This window comes from Cellulosimicrobium funkei, assembly GCF_001019615.1.
In the GTDB taxonomy this organism is placed as follows: Bacteria; Actinomycetota; Actinomycetes; order Actinomycetales; family Cellulomonadaceae; genus Cellulosimicrobium; species Cellulosimicrobium cellulans_E.
In genome coordinates this window covers 392,059-417,107 of record NZ_JNBQ01000002.1, presented here as the reverse complement: position 1 = coordinate 417,107, position 25,049 = coordinate 392,059, and the positions used below count along the sequence as shown (strand labels likewise).

The window sequence follows — 25,049 nt, the reverse complement described above, 5'->3', positions numbered from 1 at the left end:
GGACCGGCCACGAGGGAAGCAGGCTCTCGCGAGGGAGAACCCGCGGTCGCGAGGTAGAGCCCGGGGGCTTCTACCTCGCGACCTGCGGTTCTACCTCGGCGTCGTTCAGCCGCAGTCGAGCGCGTCGTAGGCGACGTCGACGGTCGAGGTGACCTGCTCGCCGTCGAGCGTCGCCGTGCCCGTCGCCGTCGCGACGGCCGCCGGGGCCGACGTCGCGCGTGCCGTGAACGACTGGTACGCGCTCTTGCCCGGCGCCACGCCCGCGAACGCCTTCTGCCCGAACGGCGTGGAGAGCGTCACCGAGACCGGGACGTCCTCACCGTTCGTCGCGCGCACGGCGACGTACGCCTTGCCCGCGAGGCAGCGCGGCGAGGCCTCGACCGCGAGGTCGAGCTCGGGTGCCGCGTCGGACGCGTGCAGCCGGACGAACGTGATCGAGTGCGCGGGGAACTCGTAGGAGAACTCCTCCCCCACGCCCGTCAGCGTCCGTTCGACCGGGACGACCCGCTCGGGGTCGGCCTTGGTGTTGGTGTCCGACGGCGCGCCCACCATCTCCGTGACCGTCGCCTCGGACGCGATGCCCTCAGCACCCTCGACGTGCACCTGCGTGCGCGCCGCGGTCGCGGTGGGGTTGACGACCTTGACGACGACGTCGCCCGTGTCGTCGTCGCGCGTGACGACCTGGTAGAGCGACTTGGTCGACGGCTGCTCGTAGGACATCTGGAGCTCGCCGTCGAGGTAGAGCTCGATGGTCGAGCCCTCGACGACGACCTTGACGTGGTACGGCTGGCCGACCTCGATGCTGTGGTTCTCGACCGCCTTCACCTCGTTGGCGCTCCCGCCCGACGCGCGCTGGAGCGCCTGGCGGGTGTTGTTCCACCCGCCGAGGTTCCACCAGTAGTAGTCGTTCGGGCCGCCGGCGGCGAAGCCGACGAGGAAGCCCTCGGCGCCGGACGTCTTGCGCGCGTCGAGCTCGAGCGTGTAGCTCGACCAGTCCTTCGCGTACGCCCCGGCCACGATCGAGCGGGCGTCGGTGACGTTCGTCGCCGACTGCACGTAGGCGCCGTCCTGCGCGGCCCACGTCCCGGTCTGCGGCTCCCACTGCGACGCACCGGACTCGAAGTCGTCCGCGAAGAGCACGTCGCCGCTCGCGTTGTCGGTCACCCGGACGTTGTCGTACTGCGCGGCCGTGTTCCACGTGGAGAGGAACACGCCGCCGTCGAGCGTCGCGTCGGCCGGCGCCGGGCCGGAGTGCGTGCTGGGCACGACCTCGTCGCCGGCGTTCGCGGAGAACAGCTGCTGGACGTAGTAGTTCACCGAGCCCCACGACTCGTCGTTGTCGAACCAGATCGCGTCGGGCGACCACTGGACGTACGACTCGTTGGCGAGCAGCGGCGCGTACGACGCGAGCCGCACGACGTCGGAGTTGCGCTCCAGACCGGTCATGAACGACGCCTCCGCGAGCGCGTTGGCGAACGTGTTGCCGCGCGACGCGTACTCGCCGAGGAACACGTGCGGCCCCTCGCGGTCGTAGGAGTCGTAGCGCTCGTCGTTCTCCAGGAACCACTGCGGGTCGTTGTAGTAGTGCTCGTCGACCAGGTCGACGTCCTGCTCGCGGTTGAACTCCCAGAGCTCGTCGAAGCGCTGGCCCGTGTCGTCCGGACCGGAGTTCGAGATGATCTGGATGTCCGGGTAGGCGGCCGCGATCGCGTCGCGGAACGCCGGGAAGTTGGCCTCGAACGTCTTGGTGTTCTCCTCGTTGCCGAGGCCGATGTACTTCAGGCCGAACGGCTCGGGGTGCCCGAGCCCGGCGCGCACGGCGCCCCACTCGGTCGTCACGTCGCCGTTGGCGAACTCGATGAGGTCGACCGTGTCGTCCACCCACCGCTGGATCTGCGCGGGGTCCTTCATCTCGGGGATGGTGCTGCCGCAGCCGTTGGCTCCGACCGACACCACGGGCAGCGGCGTCGCGCCGAGGTCCTCGGCGAAGAGGAAGTACTCGAGGTACCCGATGCCGTACGACTGGTTGTAGCCCCAGAAGTTCCAGTTGGTCGCGCGCTCCTCGACCGGGCCGATCGTCTCCTTCCACTGGTACGTGCGGCGACGGTCGGTGAAGCCCGACTCCTCGTACGTGCGGAACGTGCCGACGTTCGTCACGCAGCCGCCGGGGAACCGCAGGAACTGCGGGTCGAGCGCGTCGATCTTCTCGGCGAGGTCCTTGCGGAGCACCGACGGCCCGTTGACCGGGCCGACCCACGTGTCCTGCGGGAAGAGCGAGACCTGGTCGAGCGCGAGCGTGCCCGCAGCGCCCGAGAGCAGCGCGAGCCGCCCGGCGTTCGTCGTGCCCGTCGCGGTGAGCGCGACGTCGTACTTCTTCCACGCGTTCGAGCCGTCGACGGCGACCTGGCCGGTCGCGTACGCCGTGGTCCCGGCGTTGTCCTCGACGCGCACGGTGACGGTCTGCGCCGTCGCCGACCGCGCCCAGACGGAGAAGTCGTACGACTCCCCCTCCTCGACGAACAGGCCCGTGTTGTACCCGGCGTTGCGCACCCCGGCGCCCGCCGCGGTCGTCGTGAGGTTGAGGTAGTTCCGGTTCGTCGCGTTGAGCCGCCCGGCGTCGTTCACGACCTGCGTCGTCGCCGTCGCGCCGCCCCGGTTCGCGGCGCTCCACGCCGTGAGCCCGGTGAACGACCCGTTGTCCTGGTGGTTGAACTCGAACGACCGGTTGCGCACGAGCTCGGCGTACAGGCCGCCGTCGGCCGCGTAGTTGATGTCCTCGTAGAAGATGCCGTAGAGCTCGTCGCTCATCTCCGTGCGCTCGCCGGCGAGGTCCACGGTGATCTCGTGGTCGGCGCTCGTGGCGGGCGTGATCGTGAGCTTCGTGGCCGAGTCGCGCGGCCCGAGGACGAGCGCGCCGTCGGACGCGCGCACGCCGGCGTACCGCTCCGGGTCGGCTGAGTCGCGCAGCCAGACCTTGCCGCCGCCCGCGTCGGTGAGCCGCAGCGCGGTGGCGTCGTCGCCCGCGGCCCCGAGGGAGAGCCGGGACGCGTCCGAGACGACGACGGGCCGGTCGTCGACGGCGAGCGTCACCGGCGACGTGCCCTCGGCGCCGTCGACCGCCGTCGCGTCGAGCGCGACCGTCGTCGCCGGGCGCTCGTCGTCGAGGGCGAGGCCGTCGTCGGTCGCCACGAGATACCGGGCGTCGCCCGGGCCCGCGAGCGTGAACGGGCCGTCGGGCACCTGGTCGGCACCCTCCGCGGTCTGGAGCGCGACGTAGTCGAACGCCGCGGTGTGCGCCGCGCCGTTCTGCGCGGCGAGCGCGTAGAGGCCCACCTGCGTGGTCGGGAAGTCGACGGTCACGGAGCCCGCAGGCTGCCACGCGGCGCCGTCCCAGTAGCTCGTCGCGATCGTGTCGCCGGTGCGCTGCATGCGCAGCGTCTCGCCCGTGGACGCCGGGCGGTCGGTGAACGCGGCGGCGGAGAACACGCCGCCGGTCTCGACGTCGTTCTCGATCGCGCGGCCCGACGGCGAGAGGCTGCCCACGAAGGTCAGGCCCGACCGGACGTAGTTGTCCATGTCCTGCCACGCGATGAGCCCCGCGCCCTGGTAGACGGAGGCGACCGGTGCCTCGAGCCGGGTGACGACGGTGAAGTCACCGGCGGGCACGTCCATCAGGACGACGTTCTTGGCGCTGTTCGCGTCCTGGTAGGTGTCGCCCGGCTGGGACGTGAGCCGCAGCGCCCCGCCGGAGACGGCGAGCGCCTCGGGCACGGGGTTGACGACGGTCCAGTCCGCGCCGAGCGTGGAGCCGTCGAACGCGTCGACCCGCGCGTCGTCGGGCAGGTCGGGCTCCGCGGCCGAGGCGGGCAGCGACGTCGCGAGCGCGACGGTGCCGACCAGGCCGGTCACGAGCGCGAGCGCGACCGCCCTCCGGCGGTGAGCCGTCCTGGGTCGTGGAGGGTGAAGGGACGTATCCATGGGCTTCCTCTCATCGTCGAGAGACACGCGTCATCGCGTGTGAGCGTTAACAGGATCGTGGCCGAGCCTAGTGTGAACGCTCACATTCGACAAGGGGCGTGTCGTGACACTCCGCCGGCCGGGCGCGTGCCCGGCCGACCCAGGGGTGCCGGCCCCCGTCCAGCTCCGGTGATCCCGGGCGAGGGCCCGGGCAGACGGCCGCGGCGCCGGGCCCGCGCCCTCGTGACGTCCGAGGACGTCGCGCGGGCGGACCCGGCACCGCCGGCTCACCTCCGCCTGACGACCAGCACGCGCTGCAGGATCACGAAGACCAGGAGAAGCACGCCGATGACGATCTTGGTCCACCACGAGCTCAGCGTGCCCTCGAAGGTGATGATCGTCTGGATGAGGCCGAGCACGAGCACGCCCAGCACGGACCCGAGCACGAAGCCCGTCCCGCCCGTGAGCAGCGTGCCGCCGATGACGACGGCCGCGATCGCGTCGAGCTCCATGCCCACGCCGGTGAGCGAGTAGCCGGACCGCGAGAACATCGCGAAGAGCAGGCCGCCGATGCCGGCGCACGTGCCGCTCACCACGTACACGAGCACCTTGGTGCGCGCGACGGGAAGGCCCATGAGCATCGCCGACTGCTCGCCGCCACCGATCGCGTAGACGGTGCGGCCGAACTGCGTGTAGTGCAGCACGTAGAACGCGATCGCGACGACGACCAGGGAGATGATGACGGCGGTCGTGATCCGCCAGCCGTCGCCGATCTCCTGGCTCCAGCCCGCGAGGGCCACGAACGACTCGTCGGTGATGGGGATCGACTGGAGCGAGATCACGTAGCACAGGCCGCGCGCGAGGAACATCGCCGCGAGGGTCGCGATGAACGGTTGGATGTCGAAGACGTGCACCATCAACCCGACCGCGAGGCCGAGGACGGTCCCGATGAGGACCGAGATGAGGAGCACGACGGCGACGGGCCAGCCGCTCTGGAGCAGGGACGCCGTCGTGATGCCCGAGAGCGCCACGACCGCGCCCACCGACAGGTCGATGCCGCCCGTGAGGATGACGAAGGTCATCCCGACCGCGAGCACGATCAGGAACGAGTTGTTGATGAAGAGGTTGGAGAGGACGCGGGCCGAGAGGAAGTTCTCGTACCGGCTGCCGCCCACCACCAGCATGAGCGCGAGCACCGCGAACGTGCCGAGCACCGGGAGGTAGCGCCGGTCGAGGCGGACGCGGCTCGTGAGTCGCTCGGTCATGGACGGGCCTCCGGAGGCGGCGGTCTCGGCGCCCCGGGGGTCGGGGGGCGAGGTCGGGGCGGGGGTCTGCACGGCGGACATCAGGCGCTCACCTCCGCGGCCGCGGCGGCCGTCGGGGCCGCGCGACGTCGTCGGGCGGCGACCAGGTCGCGCACCTTCGGGGACTGCGCCAGGCAGACCGCGATGACGACGATCGCCTTGAACAGGGGCGTGACGGACGGCGAGATGCCGAGCATGGTCACCGTGAGCGTGAGCGTCTGGATGATGAGGACGCCGACCAGGGTGCCCGAGAGCGAGAACTTGCCGCCCGCGAGCGACGTGCCGCCGATGACGACGGCGAGGATCGCGTCGAGCTCGATGAACAGGCCGGCGTTGTTCGCGTCGGCCGCCATGGTGCTCGAGGAGATCATGAGGCCCGCGAGGCCCGCGAACAGCGCGCACACCGCGTACACGGTCCAGATGATGCTGCGGGACTTGACGCCCGCGAGGCGGCTCGCCTCCGGGTTGATGCCGACGGACTCGATGAGCATGCCGAGCGCGGTGCGGCGCGTGAGCAGCGCGACCGCGGCGAACACCAGGCCCGCGAGCACGACCGCCACGGGGATCCCGAACCAGAAGCCGGAGCCGATCGCCTTGAACGGCGCGCTGTTGACCGTCGTGATCTGGCCGCCCGTGATGAGCATCGCGACGCCGCGGCCCGCGGTCATGAGCACGAGCGTCGCGATGATGGGCTGGATCCCGAGGACCGAGACCAGGAAGCCGTTCCACACCCCGAGGACGAAGGACAGCGCGAGCGCGATCCCCGCCGCGACCAGGACCGTCGTCAGGCTGTCGGGCGAGGGCGACGACGCGATGAAGCTCAGCGCGACGGCGCCGGAGATCGCGACGACCGCGCCGACCGACAGGTCGATGCCTCGCGTCGCGATGACGAGCGTCATGCCGAGCGCGACGAGCAGCAGCGGCGCGCCGTTCTTCAGCAGGTTGACGAGCGAGCCGAACAGGTGCCCGTCCTGGAGCCGGATCGACAGGAAGCTGGGCCGGTTGATGGTGTTGACCGCCAGCAGCACGACCAGCGCGACGATCGGCCAGAAGAGCCGGTGCTGGACGGCGCGCTGCCAGGCGGGTGCCGTGGTGCTCATGACTCCTGCCCTCCGCTCGCGATGAGCTCGACGACGTCCTCGACCGTGACGTCCTCGTCGTTGGTGATCTCCGCGACCTTGACGCGGTCGCGCATGACGGCGATGCGGTGGCTGAGCCGCAGCACCTCCTCGAGCTCGGCCGAGATGAACACGACCGACATGCCCTCGCCCGCGAGCTGGGCCACGAGCTTCTGGATCTCGGCCTTGGCACCGACGTCGATGCCGCGCGTCGGCTCGTCCAGGATGAGCAGCTTGGGGGCCGTCGCGAGCCAGCGCGCGAGGAGCACCTTCTGCTGGTTGCCGCCCGAGAGGTTCTTGATGAGCGCGTCCGGGTTGCCGGGGCGGATCGCGAGCGCCTTGATGTACGTCTCGACGATCTCGTCGACCTGCTTCTTCGGCAGGCGACGCGCCCAGCCGCGCTCCGCCTGGAGCCCGAGGACGATGTTCTCGCGGATCGTCAGGTCGCCCACGATGCCCTCGGCCTTGCGGTGCTCCGAGGAGAACGCGATCTTGCGCTGCATCGCGCTGCGCGGCGTGCGCAGGCGCGCGAGCGTGCCGCCCACGCGCACCTGGCCGGAGTCGGCACGGTCCGCGCCGGCGAGCAGGCGCGCGAGCTCCGTACGGCCCGAGCCGAGCAGGCCGGCGAGGCCCACGACCTCGCCAGGGTACACGTCGAGGTCGAACGGCTGCACCGAGCCCTTGCGACCGACGCCGAGCGCCTGGACGAACGGCGTCGTCTCGCGGTCGGCCACCGAGCGCTTGGGCGCCTCCTCGAGCTCCTCGAGCACCTCGAGCGAGGTGCCGATCATCTTGGAGACGAGCTCGAGCCGCGGGAGCTCGGCGGTCACGTACTCGCCGACGAGCTTCCCGTTGCGCAGGACCGTCATGCGGTCCGAGATCTCGTAGACCTGCTCGAGGAAGTGCGAGACGAAGAGGATCGCGACACCCTCGTCCCGCAGCCGCCGCACGACGGCGAAGAGCTGGGCGACCTCGTCCGCGTCCAGGCTCGAGGTCGGCTCGTCGAGGATGAGGACCTTGCACTCGACGACGAGCGCGCGGCAGATCGCGACGAGCTGCTGCACGGCGAGCGAGTGGGAGGCGAGCGACGACGCCGGGTCGATGTCGAGGTTGAGGCGGGCGAGCATCTCGCCCGCGCGGCGGCGGGTCCTGCGCCAGTCGATCGCTCCGAGCCGGCGCGGCTCGTGACCCAGCATGATGTTCTCGGCGACCGAGAGGTTCTCGCAGAGGTTGACCTCCTGGTACACCGGCGAGACCCCGGCGGCCTGGGCCTCGCCCGGGCCGGAGAACGTGTGCTCGGCGCCGTCGACGACGATGCGACCGGAGTCGATCGAGTAGACGCCGGTGAGCGCCTTGATGAGCGTCGACTTGCCGGCGCCGTTCTCGCCCATGAGGGCGTGGACCTCTCCGGGCCGGAGCGTGAGGTCGACTCCGTCGAGCGCCTTGACGCCCGGGAACTCGATCGAGATCCCGGTCATCTCGACGACGGGTCGACCGTCGGGGACGGCGGTAGTCATGGGTGACCTTCCGTGCAGCGGTGGCGGCGGGGCTGCCGGGCCCCGGGGCGCCTCAGGACGCCGGCGACGTCGGCATGCCGGCGGTGGTGCGTCGGCCGCGCGCCGGGGAGACGTGCTCTCCCGGCGCGCGACCCGTCCGTGGTGGCGGACCGGTCGGCGTCGACCGGCCCCGCCGGGCGGGCGGCCGCCCCGGATGGCTCCGGGACGGCCGCTCGGTCCCGGTCAGTACTCGCGCGTCGGGAGCGCCTCGATGGCCTGCTCCTGCGTGAAGGACTGGTCCTCCACGACGATGCGCTTCTCGACCTCCTCGCCCGCGACGACCTTCTTGATGATCTCCGCCAGGTCCGGGCCGAGGAGCGGGTTGCACTCGACGATGAAGTTGATCTTGCCGTCGGCCAGCGCCTGCATGCCGTCCTTGACCGCGTCCACGGTCACGATCTTGATGTCCTCGCCCGGGACGAGACCCGCGGCCTCGATGGCCTCGATGGCGCCGAGACCCATGTCGTCGTTGTGCGCGTAGACGAGGTCGATGTCGTCGTGCGCCTGGAGGAAGCCCTCCATGACCGTCTTGCCCTCGGCGCGCGTGAAGTTGCCGGTCTGCGAGTCGATGATCGTCACGTTGGGGTTGTCCGCCGTGGCGTTCTCGAAGCCCGTCTTGCGGTCGATCGCGGGCGCGGCGCCCGTGGTGCCCTGGAGCTCGACGACGTTGATGGGCTCGGTCGCGAGGTTCTCGGAGACCCAGTCGCCGGCCATCTCGCCCTCGAGGACGAAGTCGGAGCCGATGAACGACTCGTAGAGGGTGTCGTCCTCGGAGTCGACCGCGCGGTCGGTGAGGATCACGGGGATGCCGGCCTGCTTGGCCTCCTCGAGCACCGCGTCCCAGCCGGACTCGACGACCGGGGAGAACGCGATGACGTCCACGCCCTGCGCGATGTAGGAGCGGATCGCCTGGATCTGGTTCTCCTGCTTCTGCTGCGCGTCGGAGAACTTGAGGTCGAAGCCGTTCTCGGCCGTGAGCGTGTCCTGGATGGACTTGGTGTTCGCCGCGCGCCAGCCGGACTCGGCACCGACCTGCGAGAAGCCGACGACGATCGTGTCGCCGCTGCCGCCGTCGCCGCCGGCGTCGTTGCTGCTGTCGTCCGTGCTGCCGCCCCCGCTGCTGCACGCCGCGAGCGCGAGGACCGCCACGCCGGCGAGGACACCCGTCAGACGCGTGCGCGCCTTGGTCGTGCTGAACATGCTCTCCTCCTTGAGATGCGACCTCGGCGCCGTGCCGAGGGTCGTCGGGTCGTGCCAGCCCACCATCGGGCTGTTGACTCTTGTTGATACATGTTTGCTTGTGTCAATGTCTAGCGGTGTCAGTGCCCCTCCCGCAAGCCCCGACCCGGCATTCCGCATAACCGTTCGGTAACCGTTGTGGCCACCGTCCGGCACTGCGACGTGCCGACCGCGCGGAGCCTGTCGAGGCGCTGAGCGCCAGACCTGCGGATGTGATCGCTCACACCCTCCCGAGAGACGATGTTAGCGCTCACACGCGCGGAGGGGAAGCCGTCACCCGTCACGGTTCGGTCACGGCCGCGAGGCCACGCCCGGACCTGCGCCGACGGCTCCCCCCGGCGCGTCAGAGGCCCTGCGCGACGCGGTAGAACACCTGGTTCCACCGCACCTGGTCGCGGAAGCCCCGGCGCGTCGTGCTCTCGTCGATCACCAGCAGCTCGGTGCGCGCGATGTCCGCGAAGACCTCGAACGCGTCGATGCCGGCCGCGGTGGAGAGCACCGTGTGGTGCGCCCCGCCCGCGGTGAGCCACGCCTCGGCGGACGTCGCGAAGTCGGGGCGCGGCTCCCACACCGCGCGCGCCACCGGGAGGTGCGGCAGCGGTGCCGAGGGCGCGACGACGTCGACCACGTTGGCCGTGAGGCGGAACCGGTCGCGCATGTCCGCCAGGGAGACGACGACGCCTACGCCCGGGTCGGCGTCGAACACCATGCGGACGGGGTCCTCCTTGCCACCGATGCCGAGCGGGTGGATCTCGACCCGGGGCTTCGACGTCGTGAGCGAGGGGCAGATCTCGAGCATGTGGGCGCCGAGGATCTTCTCGCTGCCGGGCGTGAGGTCGTAGGTGTAGTCCTCCATGAGCGACGCGCCGCCCGGCAGACCCTGGCCCATGACCTTCGCGGCGCGCACGAGGACGGCCGTCTTCCAGTCGCCCTCGGCGCCGAACCCGTAGCCCTTGGACATGAGGCGCTGGACGGCGATGCCCGGGAGCTGGCGCAGGTCGCCCAGGTCCTCGAAGTTCGTCGTGAACGCCTTGGCGCCTACCGACTCGAGGAAGGTCTCGAGCGCGATCTCCTGACGCGCGGCGTACCGCAGCGACGCGTGGCGGTCGCCGTCCTTGCGCAGCTCGGGGACCACGTCGTACAGGTCCTCGTACTCCGCGACGAGCGCGTCGACGTCGGCCTCGGAGACCTCGTCGACCGCGCGCACGAGGTCGTTGACGCCCCACGTGTTCACGCTCACACCGAACCGGAGCTCGGCCTCCGTCTTGTCGCCCTCGGTCACCGCGACGTTGCGCATGTTGTCGCCGAACCGGGCCAGGCGCAGCTCGTGCGTCGCCGCCCAGCCCGCGGCGCCGCGCACCCAGGCGCCCACGCGCGCGGTGACCGCCGGGTTCGACACGTGCCCGACGACCGTGGTGCGCGCCACCCCGAGCCGGGTCGCGACGTACGCGTACTCGCGGTCGCCGTGCGCGGCCTGGTTGAGGTTCATGAAGTCGAAGTCGATCGTGTCCCACGGCAGCTCGACGTTCGCCTGCGTGTGCAGGTGCAGCAGCGGCTTGCGGAGCTGGTCGAGTCCCCCGATCCACATCTTCGCGGGGCTGAAGGTGTGCATCCACGTCACGACGCCCAGGACGCGGTCGTCCGCGTTGGCGTCGAGCATCGCGCGCCGGATCGAGCCGGCGTCCTTGAGGACGGGCTTCCAGACCACGGTCGCCGGGACGTCGGGGGACGCGTCGAGGACGCGCGCTACCTCCTGGGACTGCTCGGCGACCTGTCGCAGCGTCTCCTCCCCGTACAGGTCCTGGCTCCCGGTGAGGAACCAGATCTCGCGGTCCGCGTAGGGCTTGCTCATGTCGGTCCATCTCTCGTGTCGTGGGGCGGGCGCCGCACCGCTGCGGTCCCGTCCCGGGTGGTCGTGCCGTGTCGTTGCTGTCGTGCTGCCGACGTGCTCCGCGCGCCCGGTGCGCGGCGTGCCGAGACCGCCGCGGAGGCGGCACCGACCCGTGGTCAGCGCGGGTCGGGCGCGGGCTGCTGCCCGTAGACGTGCTGGTACCGCGCGTAGAGCGAGTCGACGTCGTCCTGCGGGATGCGCGTGGGCTCGCCGAGCTGGCGGCTGACGTGCACGGTCCGCGCGACCTCCTCGCACATGACGGCCGCCTTGACGGCCGCGCGCGCGTCCTTGCCGATCGTGAACGGCCCGTGGTTGCGCATGAGGACCGCGGGGCTCCGGGAGCCCCGCAGCGTCTCGACGATGCCGCGCCCGATCGAGTCGTCACCGATGAGCGCGAACGGCCCGACCGGGATGTCGCCGCCGAACTCGTCGGCCATCATCGTCAGCACGCACGGCACGGGCTCGGCCCGTGCGGCCCAGGCCGTCGCATACGTGGAGTGCGTGTGCACGACGCCGCCCACCTCGGGCATGTGCCGGTAGACGTACGCGTGCGCCGCCGTGTCGGACGACGGCGACCGGTCGCCCTCGACGAGCGTCGCGTCGAGGTCGCACACCACCATCGCCTCGGGGGTGATGTCGTCGTACGAGACGCCCGACGGCTTGATGACGAGCAGGTCGCCCGAGCCGTCGGGGCGCGTCGTGTCGCGCACGCGCTCGGAGACGTTGCCCGCGGTCCAGACGACGAGCTCCCACCGCGGGAGCTCGGCGTGCAGCGCGGCGACGCGCTCCTTGGCGGCGTCGACGGCGTCGCGCAGGTGCGCGGGCACCTGGGTCACGGCGGCGGGCGCGGCGACCACGTCCGCGGCCGGGGTGGGCGTGCTCATGCGGGGTCCTCTCCTTCGGTGCGGTTGGGCAGGGCCGCCACGGCGGCACGTTCGACGGCGAGCCCTGCCGCGTAGCGCTCGAGGTACGCGGCGAAGCCGGCGACGTCGGCGGGGTCGGGAGCGACGGTCTCGGTCTCCGCCGTCGCGAACACGTGCTCGCGGAGGTACGCGCCGAGGTCCTGGGCGGCGACACCGACCGTCGCCGCCGACGCGGTGCCCGACGACGCCCGGTCGCGCGCGAAGCCGGCCAGGACCGCGATGCCCCACGCGCCGCCCTCGCCCGCCGTGTGCCCGACGCTCACCGGCGCGTCGATCGCCGCGGCGAGCAGGCGCTGGGCGACGCCCGCGGTGCGGAACATGCCGCCGTGCGCGAGCATCCCGTCGAGCCGGACCCCCTCGTCCGCGAGGACGCGCATGCCGAGCGCGAGGGTCCCGAACGCGCCGTACACCTGCGTCCGGGCGAAGTTGGCGAGCGTGAGCCGGCTGCCGGGCGTGCGCACGACGAGCGGCCGGCCCTCGTCCAGGCCCGTGATCGGCTCGCCGGCGAGGTAGTTGTAGGCGAGCAGGCCGCCGCCGTCGGCGTCGCCGTCCAGCGCGGCCCGGAAGAGCGCGCCGAACACGTCGTCCGGGCTCGCGTCGCTGCCGACGGCCGCGGCGAGCTCGCCGAGCAGGCTCGCCCATGCGTCGAGCTCGCTCGCGCCGTTGTTGCAGTGGACCATCGCGACGAGGTCGCCCGCGGGGGTCGTCACGAGGTCGAGCTCGTGGTGCACGCTGCGGAGCGGACCCTCCAGGACGACCATCGCGAAGATGCTCGTGCCCGCGCTGACGTTGCCGGTCCGCGGCGCGACCGCGTTCGTCGCGACCATGCCCGTGCCGGCGTCACCCTCGGGCGGGCAGAGCAGGACGCCGGGGGTCAGCGTGCCCGACGGGTCGAGCCAGGCGGCGCCCTCGGCCGTGAGCCGGCCCGCGTCCTCGCCGGCGACGAGCACGTCCGGCAGGAGCTCGGCGAGCTTGGGCCCGTCCCGGTGCGTCGCGACGCGCTCGTCGACGAGCGCGAGGAGCGCGTGGTCGTAGTCGCGCGTCGCCGGGTCGACCGGGAACATGCCCGACGCGTCCCCCACCCCGAGCGCGTGCCGGCCCGTGAGCCGCCGGTGGACGTACCCGGCGAGAGTCGTGAGGGACGCGACCTGCGGCGCGTGCGGCTCGGCGTCGAGGATCGCCTGGTACCAGTGGGCGACCGACCAGCGCAGCGGGACGTTGTACCCGAGCAGCTCGGTGAGCTCCGCGGCGGCCGGGCCGGTCGACGTGTTGCGCCACGTGCGGAACGGGACGAGCAGCTCGCCGTCGGCGTCGAACGCGAGGTAGCCGTGCATCATCGCGGAGACGCCGAGCGCGCCGTAGGTCCTGGGGCGCACCCCGTACCGCTCCTCGACGTCGTCGACGAGGCGCGCGTAGCAGTCGCGCAGACCGGCCTCGACGGCCTCGAGCGAGTACGTCCACACACCGTCCTCGAACCGGTTCTCCCACGCGTGGCTCCCGCTCGCGAGCGGCGTGCCCGCGGCGTCCACGAGGCACGCCTTGATCCGCGTCGACCCGAGCTCGATCCCGAGCGCGGTCTCCCCTGCCACGACGGCCGCCCGACGGCGACCGACCTCGTCCTGCTGCACCATTGCTGCTTCTCCTCGTCGCGGCGTCGCGCCTCGGTCGTTGAGTACCTTCTCGAATGTTAGCGCTCACAACCGGCGGGGCCAACTCCCCCGGCACAGGCCCTCGTGAGCCGAGCGCGGCGTCAGTCGCGCGGCCCCGCCGTGCTCTCGCGGACCATGAGCTCGGGCGGGATGGAGACGGGTCGGACGGTCGCCCCGGACAGGGCGTCGATCATCATGCCCATGCACCGGCGCCCGAGCGAGCCGAAGGGCTGGCGCACGGTCGTCAGCGGGGGGATGAAGTGCCCCGCGCCGGCCACGTCGTCGAACCCGACGACCGAGACGTCGAACGGCACGCGCACCCCCCGCTCCCAGAACGCCCGCAGCAGGCCGAGCGCGAGCTGGTCGTTGCCGGCGAAGACGGCGGTCGGCCCGTCGCCCGCACGCACCGCGTCCGCGAGCTCCTTCCCGACGGCGTAGCCGCGGTCCGACGACCAGTCGCCGCGCACGGGCTCCGGCACGGGCGCCCCGTGCTCCTCGAGCGCGGCCCGCCAGCCCGTCTCGCGCTCGCGCGCGTCGAACCAGTCGAGCGGACCGGACAGGTGCAGCACCGTGGCGTGCCCGAGGCCGAGCAGGTGCTCGGTCGCGAGCCGCGCACCGAGCCGCTGGTCGACGGCGATCGAGAGGATGGCGCCCGGCGCGCCGAGCGCCCCGGCGCCCGGGCGGACGACCTCCGCAGGCTCGCCCTCACCCGGGTGGTCGCGCGCCGCGATCATGATGACCGGCACCGGCGCCCGGAACGAGTCGACCGCCGCCGCGACGTCGGTCTGCGGCGCGATGACGACGATGCCCTCGACGCCCTGGTCCATGAAGTGCTCGAGCACCCGGTGCATCGTGTCGGCGTCGTAGCGCCGGATCGTCGCGACGCTCACGAAGTACCCCTGCTCGCGAGCCGCCTCCTCGACCGCGATGAGGGTCGACGTCGGCCCGTAGAGCGCGGAGCCCGTCGTGACGACGCCGATCGTCCCCGAGCGCATCGTGACGAGCGCGCGCGCCGCGCTGTTGCGCCGGTAGCCGAGCGTCGCGATCGCGTCGAGGACCCGGTCGCGCGTCTCGGGCCGCACGCTCGGATGGTCGTTGAGCACGCGCGAGACCGTCTGGTGCGACACCCCGGCGAGGCGCGCGACGTCCGACATCGCGGGCGGGCGCGTACGGGGGGACGGGCCGTCGCTCACCGCTCGTCCCTCCCGGCCTCCGGGCGCGGCGTGGGTGCGTCCGCGAGCGCCGCGGCGAGCTCGGCCGAGCGGTCGCGCGCGGCCTCGAGAGCGTCGAGGAACGCGGCGCGCACGCCGCCCGCGTCGAGCCGCCGCAGGGCGGCGACCGTCGTGCCGCCGGGCGACGAGACCTTCTCGCGCGCGATCGCCGGGTGCTCCCCGGTCTCGCGCAGCATCGTCGCCGCGCCGTGCACGGTGGCGGTGGCGAGCTCGAGCGCCGTCGCGCGCGTGAGACCCAGCAGGACGCCCGCCTCGGCGAGCGCGTCGATCACGTAGAAGACGTACGCCGGGCCGGAGCCCGAGAGCGCCCCGACCGCGTCCTGGTCCTTCTCCGCGACGCGCACGACGAGCCCCGTCGCGGACAGCAGACGCTCGACGAGCGCGACGTCGCCGTCGTCCGCGGCGGCGCCGCCGCTCACGGCGCTCACCCCGGCACCCACGACGGACGGCGTGTTGGGCATGACCCGCACGACGGCGGTCCCGGCCGGGAGGCGGTCCTCGTAGAAGGACGTCGGGAGCCCGACGACGACGCTCACCACGACCGTCCCCGCGCCCACCGCGTCGCGGACCTCCGCGAGCAGCGCCGCGACGTCCTTGGGCTTCACCGCGACGACCACGACGCCCGCGCCGCGCACGGCCTCGACGTTGTCCTGCGTCGTCGCGACCCCGTGGCGGGCCGCGAGCTCCTCGCCGCGCTCGGCCCGGCGGACCGTCGCGACGACGTCGGCGGGGTCCCAGCCCGCGGCGAGCGCGCCCGCGAGGACGGTCTCGCCCATGACGCCCGTGCCGAGCACGGCGAGCCGGCGCTCGGGGACGGGCGCGGGCGGGGTCGGCAGGTCGGTCATGGACGATCAGCTCCCGGTGGTCGGTGAAGGCATTCTTGCGCACCCGGCGGACGCTCGGGACCGCCGCGGCGTCCCAGGGACGCCGACGCGCGCTCCGGGGACGACGCGCGCCGGTCGAGGGCGGGGTCCGAGCAGGTGCCGAGAACGGTCAGAGCGGGAACGCCTCGTACACGTCGGTGACGACGTCGACGGGCCCGGTGGCCTGCAGGACGGCGGTGCCGTTGCGCCACGTGACGGTCGCCTGCCCGTCCGCCCCGGGCGTCACCGAGTACGTGCCCGCGACCTCTCCGGCGACCTCGACGTCACCGGTGTCCGTCGGCTCGCCCGCCGCGGTGACGAGGTCCTGCGCGGCGGTCTCGGCCTCGGCGACGGTGGGCCACTGCCCGGCGACCATCGTGACCGTCGTCGCGTCGGCCCCGTCGCCGTCCGCGTACACGAGCTGGTACGCCTCGAGGGCACGGGCCGCGGTCCACGCGTCCGTCGCCGAGTCGCTCCGCAGCACGAGGTCGAGCACGGTGTCCGGGAGCGCCGTCGCGAACGCGGTCGTCCCGGTCCGGGCCGCGGGCTCGAGGGTCGGGGTCGGCGGGTCGGCGGTGACCGTGACCGTCGGCTCGGGGTCGGCCGCGGCGTCCGCGCGCGCGAAGCCTGGCCACCCCCAGGCCAGGAACGCGAGCACGAGGCCGACGACGAGCAGCAGCCCGACGAGCACCACGAGCCGGCGCCGCCGGTAGACGGCCGCCGACGCGGGCCGGGAGTGACGTCGGTCGCTCGCGCCCACGGCGTCGGTGGGCCGGCGCGGCGACGACCCCGCGGCGGTCGCGGGACGTGCCGGGGTGGCGGCGCGTCCCGTCGGGCTCCCGCCGGGCGGCTGGCTCATCGCGCGTACCTCCGCTGCTCTCGGTCCTCGCGGGCCCGGTCCTCGCAGGCCCGGGCTCTGCGGCCAAGCGTAGGACGCGCGCGTGCCCGACCCCCCGCGCTCGTGCGGGGTGTCGGGCACGCGTCGGCGGTTCACCCGCCCGTCATCGCCCGAGGGGCGTCGGGGTCCTCACCCGCAGCCCAGCGCGGCGTGCTCCGCCTCGGTCTCCGTCGTGACCTCGACGCCGTCGACGGTGCTCGTGGCACGCACCACGACGGTGCCCGCCTCGACCGCCGCCGCGCGGACCGCGAACGACTGGTAGGCGCTCTTCCCCGGGGCGACCGCCGGGAACGACCGCGAGCCGTACGGCGTCTCGAGGACCAGGTCGACCGGGGCGTCGTGACCGTGGGTGGCGACCACGGCGACGTAGGCCTTCCCGGCGAGGCAGCGCGCCTGCGCGGTGACCGTCACGGGCAGCTCGGGTTCCGGACCGCCCGTGCCCGGGTCGTCCGCGAACGCCCGCCACTCGGTGACCGCCACCGCGGAGTAGGTCGTCCCGTTCCCGTTCGCCGAGAAGGTCGCTCGCAGGCGCGACGTGGTGACGGGGTCGAACGTCACGGTGTTGAAGGCGGTCGTGCTCGTGCCGTACCCGGAGGGGTTTGCCACCGGGACCCACGCCTGCGCCGCCTCGTCCCAGTACTCGAGGACCCAGGAGTCCGGACGGACGACGCCGTCGCCGCTGCCGGGGTTCGAGTCACGCCAGAACTTCAGCTCGGCGCCCGTGAGTCGGATCGGTCGCGACCAGTCGTACCGCACCCACTGGGTCGCGGGCCGGGTACCCGACCAGGTGCCCCAGATCTGGGCCTGGCTCGGGTTCGCCGGGTCGGCGTCGTCGTGGAGCGCGCCGACGCTGTTCCACCCCGCGGTGTACGAGGCGCTCACCGTGGCGATCGGTGCGACGTTGCCCGTGAGCGGGCCCGAGATGTCCGCCGGGATCGTGACGACCTTCGGCGTCTCGGCGTTGCCCGCCGCGTCGACCGCGCGGAAGGACACGCGGTGCTGGCTCGTGTCCGGCGCGGCCACCGGCCCGTCGTACGTCCGCCACGACCCGGTGCCGATCGCGTACTCGACGCGCGCGACCCCGGAGGTCGCGTCGGTCGCGGCGACCGTCACCGTGCGCGCGGCCGGGTCGAGGGTCCCCGTGCTGACCGGCGCGACGCGGTCGATCCGGACGTCGAGGGCCGCCTCGTCCGAGACGTTCCCCGCACGGTCTGCGGCCGTCGCGAGGACGCGGTGCTCGCCGTCGCCCGTCACGGCGACCTCCGTGGTCCGCGTCGGCTCCGTGCTGGCCGGGGCGCCGTCGCCCACACGCGTGGTGAGGACCACGCGCCCGCCCGAGTCGTCGGCGCCGTCGACCCGGACCCGGACGTCGGAGCGGAACCAGCCGTCGCTGCCCGCGCTGCCGAGCGGCGTCAGCGTCACGGTCGGCGCGGTCTCGTCGCCCTCCGCCGCCTCGGCCGGGATCACGGTGACCTCCGTGCTCACGCGACCGCCCGCGTAACCGAGCACGGACCCCTCGACGGAGAAGGTGCCGGGGGCGGCGACGTCGGCGGCGGTGACCTCGTCCCAGAAGGCGGGGACGTGCAGCGTCTCGCCGCCCGCGAACGTCACCGGGACCGTCCCCGGCAGGGCGGTCTCGCCCACCTCGACCGTCACGCCGGGCGGGTCGACGGCGGCGGGCTGCTCGGCGAGGACCTTCCACTCCTCGACGGCCACGGCCGAGTACGTGCTGCCGTTCGTCGAGGCGTCCAGGACGGCGCGCACCTGCGTCGTCGTGACCGGGTCGAACGTCGTGTCCTGGAAGCCGCTCGTGCCGGTGCCGTAGCCGCTGGGGTTCGGCACGTCGACCCACGCGCCGCCGTCGGAGGCGTCCCAGTACTGGATGCGCCACGACGCGGGGGCGGCGACGCCGACGCCCGTGCCCTGCGGCTGGTCGTTCCAGAACTCGATCTGCGAGCCGGCGAGCCGCATCGGCCGGTCCCACGTGTACTGGACCCACTGCTGGGGCGGGTTGTGCCCCGTCCAGGTGCCCCACATGTCCGGGGGCAGCGGGTTGGGCCGCACGATCTCGTCGTTGAGAGCCTTCTTCCAGTACTGCGTGGGGACGGGCTCGTTCGACACCGTGACCGTCGCCTCCTGCGCGACGTTCGCGCGCGGGGTCATGTCCCTGACCGGGGCGGGCGTCGTGACGACCTGCTTCATGCGCGGCGGCGACTGCGTGTCGTCCCACTCGACGCGGTCGATCGCGACCGAGCGCCGGAAGTGGTTGCCGCCCTCGGCGTCGGCCGTGTGGTACGCGATCCACCACTCGCCGTCGAACTCGAGGATGCCGGGGTGGCTCGTCGTCGACGACACCGGTGCGAGGACCGTGCCCCGGTAGGTCCACGGCCCCTCGGGCGACGACGCCGTGCCGTACGCGATGCACGCGTGGTAGTTGGCGGGGGTGCACGCGGACGTCGGTCCCGCGTTGTTGCCCGCGTACGCCAGGTAATAGGTCCCGTCCCGCTCGAACGCCCACGCCGCCTCGAAGAAGCCGGTGAGCCCGGTGACCGTGCGGACCTGGCCGACCGGGGTCTTCATGTCCTGCGCGAGCTCGAGCATGCGCAGGTTCGAGAAGCTGCCCCACCACACGTAGACGCGGGCGTCGTCGCCCTCGCCGTCCACGAGGACCGTCGGGTCGATGTTGTGGATCGTGTTCGGGGTGGGGACCCGCTGGGAGATGATCGGCGCGCCGACGTGATCGGCCCACGGGCCGGTCGGGGAGTCGGACACGGCGACGCCGATGCCGAACGCGTCGCTCGCGGGGCTGTTCGCCTCGTGCACGGGGACGTACCAGTAGTAGCGCCCGTCGACGCCCGCGACGACCTGCCCCGCGTACGCGCGGCCCGGCGTCGCCCAGTCGAACACGTCCTCGGGCCGCATGAGCGACGGGTGGTGCGTCCACTCCCCCGCGTCCACGTCGCTCGTCACGAACGCGCCCCACTCGTTCATGACGAAGTCGTTGCGCGTCGGGCCGGCCTCGTCGTGGCCCGTGTAGACGTACAGCGCGTCCTCGTCCGTGGCGTTGCCGGGTGCGCCTGCCGGGACGACGAGCGGTGCGGGGTCGGCCGAGTAGTAGCTCCCGTCGCCGAGGATCGGGTTCTGGGTGCTCGTGAAGGTGTACGGGTCCGCGGCGGCGGCCGGGGTCGCGGTCGCCGCGAGCCCCGTGAGCGCGAGCCCGGCGGTGAGCACGCTCGCGAGCGCTCGCCTCGGACGATCCCTGCCGTGCGACGGTCGGGCGGTCGGTCTGTCGGTCATGGCCTGGTCTCCTGACGGTCGGGCCGCGGCGCGGCCTGCGGGTCCTGCGTGGAGGTCGTGCGCCCCGGGAGTTCCCTCGGCCCCCGGGGCGCACGGTCGTGGAGCCCGTGCCGGCGGGCAGGACGGCCGGGTGCGCGTCCGGCCGACGGTGACGCCCCCGCGAGCGGGGGTCGGACGCGTCACCGCCGTCGTCGCGGCACCGTCGGGCGCGGGGTGGCGGTCGTGACGGGCGGGCCGACGGCGCCGCGCACCTCGGCGGTGCGGCGTGCGGGCCGTCGTCGCGCTCGCGTCGTCACGGGCGTGCACCTCTCGTCGTCGAGCCGGTCGTCCGGCGCCGACCATGCCACACGCGGAAACCACTTCGCAATGGTTTTCGGTCGACACTCCCGCGAGGGGCGTGGCGGGTGGAACCTCCTGTTGCCCCTCGAGAGCCGGGATCCGCAGGATGGCGCGCGCGAGCCGGCCATGGCCGCGTCGCGACCGGTGTTCAGTCGAAGAAAGTCAGCCGACCCGGTTTTCGGTCTGCGGCCCGTGCTCGCGGTGCCGCTCCGCACGCGCGCGGGCGCGCGACGTCGCGATGGACACGAGCACGCCGACCACGACCAGGTCGAGCACGATCTGGACCATCGCCACGATCTTCGCCCCCTCGCCGACCGGGTGGACGTCGCCGTACCCGACGGTCCCGAGCGTCACCACGGCGAAGTACAGCGCGTCGGTGCGGTTCTCGATGCCGACGAACTGGTCGGCCATGAGGTAGTAGGCGAGGGCGAAGAACGTGACGACCGGGAGGAGCAGGCCCATGACCGACTGGACCCGGACGCTCGGCGTCCCCCAGGCGCGGAGCTGGCGGCGCACCTGGACCACGAGGAGCGCGCACAGCAGCGCCAGCCCGACGACGAACGCCACGAGCTGGACGACCTCCGGGGCCTCGTCGGTCGGCAACGGGACGCCGTAGTAGACCGTGAGGCACGCCGTCGTGGACGCGACCGTCAGGATGAGCGTCCACCACGGGCTGTCGTGCGGGAGCCTGCGCATGCGCCCAGCATCCCGCGCAGAGGCGTTCTCGTCGCGGCGTCGTGCCCGTGTCGGCGGTCGTGGCTAGGTTGGGCGCGTGACGTCGTCCACCACCGCTGCGCGCTCCGCGGCAGCCAAGCGAACCCGCCCCGCCTACCGCTGCTCCGAGTGCGGCTGGACCACGGCCAAGTGGGTGGGGCGCTGCGGCGAGTGCCAGGAGTGGGGCACGGTGACCGAGGACGCCCCCGCGGCCTCGGGCCCGCGCACGACCGCGGTCACGCCGACGCGCTCGCCCGCGCGCCCCATCGGGGAGATCAGCGTCGACGCGGCTCGTGCGACCCCGACGGGCGTCTCGGAGTTCGACCGCGTGCTCGGAGGCGGCATCGTGCCGGGCGCCGTGGTCCTGCTCGCCGGGGAGCCGGGGGTCGGCAAGTCGACCCTGCTCCTCGCGGTCGCGAGCAATGTCGCGTCCGGCGGGACGGACCTGCCGACGGTGCGCCCGGTCGGCGACCGCGCGGCCACGACCGGCCGCCCGGCCCCGACGCCGCGGCGCGTCCTCTACATCACGGGCGAGGAGTCGGCGGGGCAGGTGAGGCTGCGGGCCGAGCGCGTCGGCGCCCTCGCGCCCGGCCTGCTCCTGGCGTCCGAGACGGACCTCGCGACCGTGCTCGGCCACATCGAGGCGACGGAACCGGACCTGCTCGTCGTGGACTCCGTGCAGACCATCGCGTCCGCCCAGGTCGAGGGTGCGCCCGGCGGCGTGAGTCAGGTGCGCGAGGTCGCGGCGTCGCTCATCGCGGCGGCGAAGGCGCGCGACCTGCCCGTCATCCTCGTGGGGCACGTCACCAAGGACGGCTCGGTCGCCGGGCCGCGCACGCTCGAGCACCTGGTCGACGTGGTGTGCCAGTTCGAGGGAGACCGCCACTCGCGCCTGCGGCTCGTGCGCGCCGTGAAGAACCGCTACGGCCCGACGGACGAGGTCGGCTGCTTCGACCTCACGGAGAACGGCATCGTCGGCCTCGCCGACCCGAGCGGGCTGTTCCTCTCGCACACCGGCGCCGGGTCCCCCGGCACGTGCGTCACGGTCACGCTCGAGGGCAGGCGCCCGCTCGCCCTCGAGATCCAGTCGCTCGTCGTGCCGAGCTCGCTGACCAACCCGCGCCGCACCACGAGCGGCGTGGACTCGAGCCGCCTCGCGATGATCCTCGCGGTCATGCACCGGCACGCGGGCGTGCGGCTCGTCGACCAGGACGTCTACGCGTCGACCGTCGGCGGCGCCAAGGTCACCGAGCCGGCCGCCGACCTCTCGATCGCGCTCGCGGTCCTCTCCGCGCGCGAGGACGAGGCGCTGCCCCAGGGCACGGTCGCTTTCGGCGAGGTCGGCCTCGCGGGCGACATCCGGCCCGTGACGGGCCTGGACCGCCGCCTCGCCGAGGCCGCGCGCCTCGGCTTCACGCGCGCCGTCGTGCCGCGCGGGTCGTTCCCGCGCCCGATGGAGGGCATGACGATCCTCCCCGCGCGCCACCTCGGCGAGGCCGTCGAGCTCGCGCGGACCTGACCGCTCCGCCGCGCCCCCGACCCGACCGTTTCGCCCGGCCCGTTGCGCGGCGGTCAGCCGCCCGAGGTGGCCGCCGCGGCCCGGTCGACACTTCCGGCGTAGAGGTAGACGCCGAGCGTCGCCGGCTCGCGGTCCAGGTACACCGTCATCTCCTGCCCCGCGGCGCGGGTCATGCCGTGCTTCTCGTAGAACCCGTACGAGCACAGCGAGTCGGTGTAGAGGTGGAAGTCCGTCCTGCCGTGCTGCCGGAGGTGCGCGAGGAACTCGCGGTAGAGCGCCTTGCCGGCACCGAGCCCGCGCGCGGCCGCGCCGACGGCGAAGAGGGTCAGCTCTTCGGTGAGCGGCGCGGTGGTGCGCCGGCGCAGGGACCGGTAGACGCCGTCGAAAGCGAGGTACTGCCGCAGCGACCTCCACTCGGGCAGGCCGAGGACGACCAGCCGGAGCACGTGGCCCGCGGTGCGCAGCCGGTTGCCCAGCACCCCGGGCAGGGGCGCCCGGCCCGAGACCCCGCCCATGAGGACGCCGACGACGCGTCCGTCGAGGACGGCGACGCGCGCGTAGGTGCTCGCGAGGAGGCGCTCGCGCAGGTAGACCTCGAGCGCGCCGTCGAGCAGTTGCGGGGCCGGCACGTAGCGATGGATCGCGAACGCCTCGTCGATGATCGCCTTGACGTCGTGCGCGTCGCGCGGGGCGTAGGGGCGGTACGTGATCGTGGTCATGACACTCCTCGGTCCGGCGCGGTTCGTCGTCGGCGCCGTCGCCGAAGGGTGGGCGACGTACCGACCATATGGACTGTAGTAACGACCAATGGGACGGTTGTGTTCCCCAGTGCCTAATGTCGAACCGAGCACGATGGGAGGATGGGGCCATGACCGGTGGTGGACAGCGCGCCCGGCGCGACCCCGTGCGCACGCGGCGGCTCCTGCTCGACGCCGCGGCCACGGCCCTGGCGACGCACGGCCTGGGGGTCAGCGTCGACACGATCGCCCGCACGGCCGGGGTGTCCAAGAGCGGGCTGCTCCACCACTTCCCCACCAAGGACGACCTGTTCGTCGCGCTCGCACGCGACGCTTACGAGCGCTTCGCCCGCGAGGTCGAGGCGCACACCGAGCCGGCGGACCTGGCCCCCGGCCGCATCATGCGCGCCTACCTCCGCGCGTCGTTCGCGGCGCTCGGCACCGACGAGCCGACCACCGGCTACTGGGGGGTCGAGGCGCAGCTGAGCGTCGTCCCCGCGGTGGCCGACGTGATCCGCGCGAACGCCGAAGACTGGCAGGAGCGCCTCACCGCCGACGGGTTCGACCCCGACGTGATGCGACTCGTCCTGCTCGCCGTGACGGGCGCCGAGATGGCGTCCGGCGTGGGAGCCGCACCGGCGAGCACCGCGCGCCGGGTGGAGGAGCAGCTCCTCCGACTGACCCACCGCGCCGACGCGCTCCGCGGCCTCCTCGACGTGGCGCCCGCGCCGTAGCCCCGACTGCACGCCCTCACCGAGCGGGCTCGTCAACGGCCGAGAGCCCACCACTGCAGCAGCATGATGGTCTTGCCGTCGACGATGCGGCCGTCGCCGATCATGGCCAGCGCGTCGTCGAGCGGGAGCTCGACGACCTCGATGTCCTCCCCCTCGGCCGCCACTCCTCCGCCTGTCCCTGTGCGGTCGCGCGGGGTGTACGGCGCCGCGAAGAAGTGCACCTTCTCGGTGACGGAGCCCGGGCTCATGTAGGCGGTGAAGACGCGCGCGACCGGCCCGACGGTCACGCCGAGCTCCTCGGCGACCTCGCGCCGGATCGCGGTCTCGGGGTCGTCGTCGTCCAGCAGGCCGGCGGCCGTCTCCAGGAGCATGCCGTCCTCGTGGTCGTTGACGTACGCCGGGAACCGGAACTGCCGCGTGAGCAGGACGGTCGACCGCGTCGCGTCGTGGAGCAGGATCGTCGCGCCGTCCCCACGGTCGTACGTCTCGCGCTCGAGCGTCTGCCAGCGCCCGTCGCGGCGCCGGAGGTCGAAGGTCGTGCGGCGCAGCACGTGCCACCCCTGCGACGTGAGCTCGACGTCGCGGACGACGACGTCCGGGTTGCGTCGCAGCGCGCGACCGGCCCGGTCGAGACCCGTGCGGCCGCGGTGGTCGGGGACGTCGACGCCGGGGACCCCGCTCACCGCGCGCTCGCCGGAGAGGTCTCGACGCGACGGGGCAGCTCGGAGACGTCGTGGTAGACGGGGAGGCCGCGGGCCGTGGCGATCGCGACGTCCTGGTCGGCCCCCGCCGACTCGCCGGGCAGGCGCAGCACCGCGTCGCAGTGCTCCAGGAGACGCCGCGCGGTCGGGTAGAGCACGTCGGCAGCCAGGTCGTCGTCCACCGTGGCACCCGCCGAGCGCAGGACCGGGAGCGCGACCCACTCGCCGATCATGGGGACGTGCCCCGCGGCGAAGACGGGCCAGGCCGCCTCCTCGAGACGGCGCAGGTTGGCCTCCATGGCGGCGTGGTCGCCGTCGGTCCCGGATCGGTAGGGGCCGGCGATGAGGACGAGCAGGGGTCGGTTCATGCCTCTAGAA

At 73.2% G+C, this 25,049-nt stretch carries 18 protein-coding genes; 2 read left to right on the top strand and 16 right to left on the bottom strand.

Annotated elements, in window-relative coordinates:
* Positions 1-105: 105 nt before the first annotated feature.
* The 13 genes from FB00_RS21510 to FB00_RS04190 form a co-directional block, all read right to left on the bottom strand.
* Positions 106-3,909: an alpha-L-arabinofuranosidase C-terminal domain-containing protein gene (locus tag FB00_RS21510; RefSeq protein WP_197088737.1), complete on the bottom strand. Its 3,804-nt coding sequence runs from the start codon at positions 3,907-3,909 to the stop codon at positions 106-108.
* A gap of 335 nt (positions 3,910-4,244) precedes the next feature.
* The gene (gene yjfF / locus FB00_RS04245) at positions 4,245-5,222 is read right to left on the bottom strand and encodes a galactofuranose ABC transporter, permease protein YjfF (RefSeq protein WP_047231689.1); all 978 of its coding nucleotides are present in this window, start codon (positions 5,220-5,222) and stop codon (positions 4,245-4,247) included.
* An 80-nt stretch (positions 5,223-5,302) separates the two neighbouring features.
* Positions 5,303-6,361: an ABC transporter permease gene (locus FB00_RS04240; protein ID WP_047231544.1), complete on the bottom strand. Its 1,059-nt coding sequence runs from the start codon at positions 6,359-6,361 to the stop codon at positions 5,303-5,305.
* On the bottom strand, positions 6,358-7,896 hold the full coding sequence (locus tag FB00_RS04235; protein ID WP_047231543.1) for a sugar ABC transporter ATP-binding protein: 1,539 nt from the start codon (positions 7,894-7,896) through the stop codon (positions 6,358-6,360). Before FB00_RS04235 ends, FB00_RS04240 begins: the two co-directional genes overlap by 4 nt.
* 222 nt (positions 7,897-8,118) lie before the next feature.
* Entirely contained in the window at positions 8,119-9,135 is a 1,017-nt protein-coding gene (locus FB00_RS04230; RefSeq protein WP_047231688.1) for an ABC transporter substrate-binding protein, read from the bottom strand.
* Positions 9,136-9,517: 382 nt separating this feature from the next.
* Positions 9,518-11,026, bottom strand: coding sequence for an L-arabinose isomerase (araA, locus tag FB00_RS04225; protein ID WP_047231542.1), 1,509 nt, complete (start codon positions 11,024-11,026; stop codon positions 9,518-9,520).
* A gap of 155 nt (positions 11,027-11,181) precedes the next feature.
* Positions 11,182-11,949, bottom strand: a complete 768-nt coding sequence (locus tag FB00_RS04220) for an L-ribulose-5-phosphate 4-epimerase (RefSeq protein WP_047231541.1) — start codon at positions 11,947-11,949, stop codon at positions 11,182-11,184.
* Entirely contained in the window at positions 11,946-13,619 is a 1,674-nt protein-coding gene (locus FB00_RS04215) for a xylulokinase (RefSeq protein WP_047231540.1), read from the bottom strand. Before FB00_RS04215 ends, FB00_RS04220 begins: the two co-directional genes overlap by 4 nt.
* Positions 13,620-13,738: 119 nt before the next feature.
* Complete coding sequence (locus tag FB00_RS04210; RefSeq protein ID WP_047231687.1) at positions 13,739-14,791, bottom strand: LacI family DNA-binding transcriptional regulator; 1,053 nt, start codon at positions 14,789-14,791, stop codon at positions 13,739-13,741.
* Between the two features lie 35 nt (positions 14,792-14,826).
* Positions 14,827-15,714, bottom strand: coding sequence for a pyrroline-5-carboxylate reductase (gene proC, locus FB00_RS04205; RefSeq protein ID WP_047231539.1), 888 nt, complete (start codon positions 15,712-15,714; stop codon positions 14,827-14,829).
* Between the two features lie 148 nt (positions 15,715-15,862).
* Positions 15,863-16,591, bottom strand: coding sequence for a hypothetical protein (locus FB00_RS04200; protein WP_047231538.1), 729 nt, complete (start codon positions 16,589-16,591; stop codon positions 15,863-15,865).
* A gap of 168 nt (positions 16,592-16,759) precedes the next feature.
* A complete protein-coding gene (locus FB00_RS04195; RefSeq protein WP_082140956.1) occupies positions 16,760-19,927 on the bottom strand; it encodes a family 43 glycosylhydrolase in 3,168 nt (1,055 codons plus the stop codon).
* Positions 19,928-20,428: 501 nt separating this feature from the next.
* Entirely contained in the window at positions 20,429-20,962 is a 534-nt protein-coding gene (locus FB00_RS04190) for a potassium channel family protein (protein WP_052877419.1), read from the bottom strand.
* A gap of 76 nt (positions 20,963-21,038) precedes the next feature.
* On the opposite strand from FB00_RS04190, the gene FB00_RS04185 reads away from it, so the two are divergent.
* Positions 21,039-22,499, top strand: coding sequence for a DNA repair protein RadA (locus FB00_RS04185; RefSeq protein ID WP_047231536.1), 1,461 nt, complete (start codon positions 21,039-21,041; stop codon positions 22,497-22,499).
* A 53-nt stretch (positions 22,500-22,552) separates the two neighbouring features.
* Here the strand turns inward: FB00_RS04185 and FB00_RS04180 are convergent, their stop codons facing one another.
* Positions 22,553-23,218: a GNAT family N-acetyltransferase gene (locus FB00_RS04180; protein ID WP_047231535.1), complete on the bottom strand. Its 666-nt coding sequence runs from the start codon at positions 23,216-23,218 to the stop codon at positions 22,553-22,555.
* Positions 23,219-23,367: 149 nt separating this feature from the next.
* Here FB00_RS04180 and FB00_RS04175 point away from each other — a divergent pair, with 149 nt between their 5' ends.
* Complete coding sequence (locus FB00_RS04175; RefSeq protein ID WP_047231534.1) at positions 23,368-23,970, top strand: TetR/AcrR family transcriptional regulator; 603 nt, start codon at positions 23,368-23,370, stop codon at positions 23,968-23,970.
* Positions 23,971-24,002: 32 nt separating this feature from the next.
* Here FB00_RS04175 and FB00_RS04170 read toward each other — a convergent pair whose 3' ends face one another.
* Positions 24,003-24,653 carry an NUDIX domain-containing protein gene (locus FB00_RS04170; RefSeq protein WP_047231533.1) on the bottom strand — a complete coding sequence of 217 codons (651 nt, stop codon included), beginning with the start codon at positions 24,651-24,653 and terminating at the stop codon, positions 24,003-24,005.
* Positions 24,650-25,039, bottom strand: a complete 390-nt coding sequence (locus tag FB00_RS04165) for an NUDIX hydrolase (RefSeq protein WP_047231532.1) — start codon at positions 25,037-25,039, stop codon at positions 24,650-24,652. Before FB00_RS04165 ends, FB00_RS04170 begins: the two co-directional genes overlap by 4 nt.
* Between the last annotated feature and the right edge of the window lie 10 nt (positions 25,040-25,049).

Bases quoted from the DNA above. Each gene is read 5' to 3' on its own strand.
- FB00_RS04210 (WP_047231687.1), bottom strand. From the start codon at position 14,791: ATGTCGGACGTCGCGCGCCTCGCCGGGGTGTCGCACCAGACGGTCTCG.
- araA (WP_047231542.1), bottom strand. From the start codon at position 11,026: ATGAGCAAGCCCTACGCGGACCGCGAGATCTGGTTCCTCACCGGGAGC.
- FB00_RS04180 (WP_047231535.1), bottom strand. From the start codon at position 23,218: ATGACCACGATCACGTACCGCCCCTACGCCCCGCGCGACGCGCACGAC.
- FB00_RS04200 (WP_047231538.1), bottom strand. From the start codon at position 16,591: ATGAGCCAGCCGCCCGGCGGGAGCCCGACGGGACGCGCCGCCACCCCG.
- FB00_RS04165 (WP_047231532.1), bottom strand. From the start codon at position 25,039: ATGAACCGACCCCTGCTCGTCCTCATCGCCGGCCCCTACCGATCCGGG.
- FB00_RS04240 (WP_047231544.1), bottom strand. From the start codon at position 6,361: ATGAGCACCACGGCACCCGCCTGGCAGCGCGCCGTCCAGCACCGGCTC.
- proC (WP_047231539.1), bottom strand. From the start codon at position 15,714: ATGACCGACCTGCCGACCCCGCCCGCGCCCGTCCCCGAGCGCCGGCTC.
- FB00_RS04230 (WP_047231688.1), bottom strand. From the start codon at position 9,135: ATGTTCAGCACGACCAAGGCGCGCACGCGTCTGACGGGTGTCCTCGCC.
- FB00_RS04235 (WP_047231543.1), bottom strand. From the start codon at position 7,896: ATGACTACCGCCGTCCCCGACGGTCGACCCGTCGTCGAGATGACCGGG.
- FB00_RS04190 (WP_052877419.1), bottom strand. From the start codon at position 20,962: ATGCGCAGGCTCCCGCACGACAGCCCGTGGTGGACGCTCATCCTGACG.
- FB00_RS04215 (WP_047231540.1), bottom strand. From the start codon at position 13,619: ATGGTGCAGCAGGACGAGGTCGGTCGCCGTCGGGCGGCCGTCGTGGCA.
- yjfF (WP_047231689.1), bottom strand. From the start codon at position 5,222: ATGACCGAGCGACTCACGAGCCGCGTCCGCCTCGACCGGCGCTACCTC.
- FB00_RS04220 (WP_047231541.1), bottom strand. From the start codon at position 11,949: ATGAGCACGCCCACCCCGGCCGCGGACGTGGTCGCCGCGCCCGCCGCC.
- FB00_RS04195 (WP_082140956.1), bottom strand. From the start codon at position 19,927: ATGACCGACAGACCGACCGCCCGACCGTCGCACGGCAGGGATCGTCCG.
- FB00_RS04175 (WP_047231534.1), top strand. From the start codon at position 23,368: ATGACCGGTGGTGGACAGCGCGCCCGGCGCGACCCCGTGCGCACGCGG.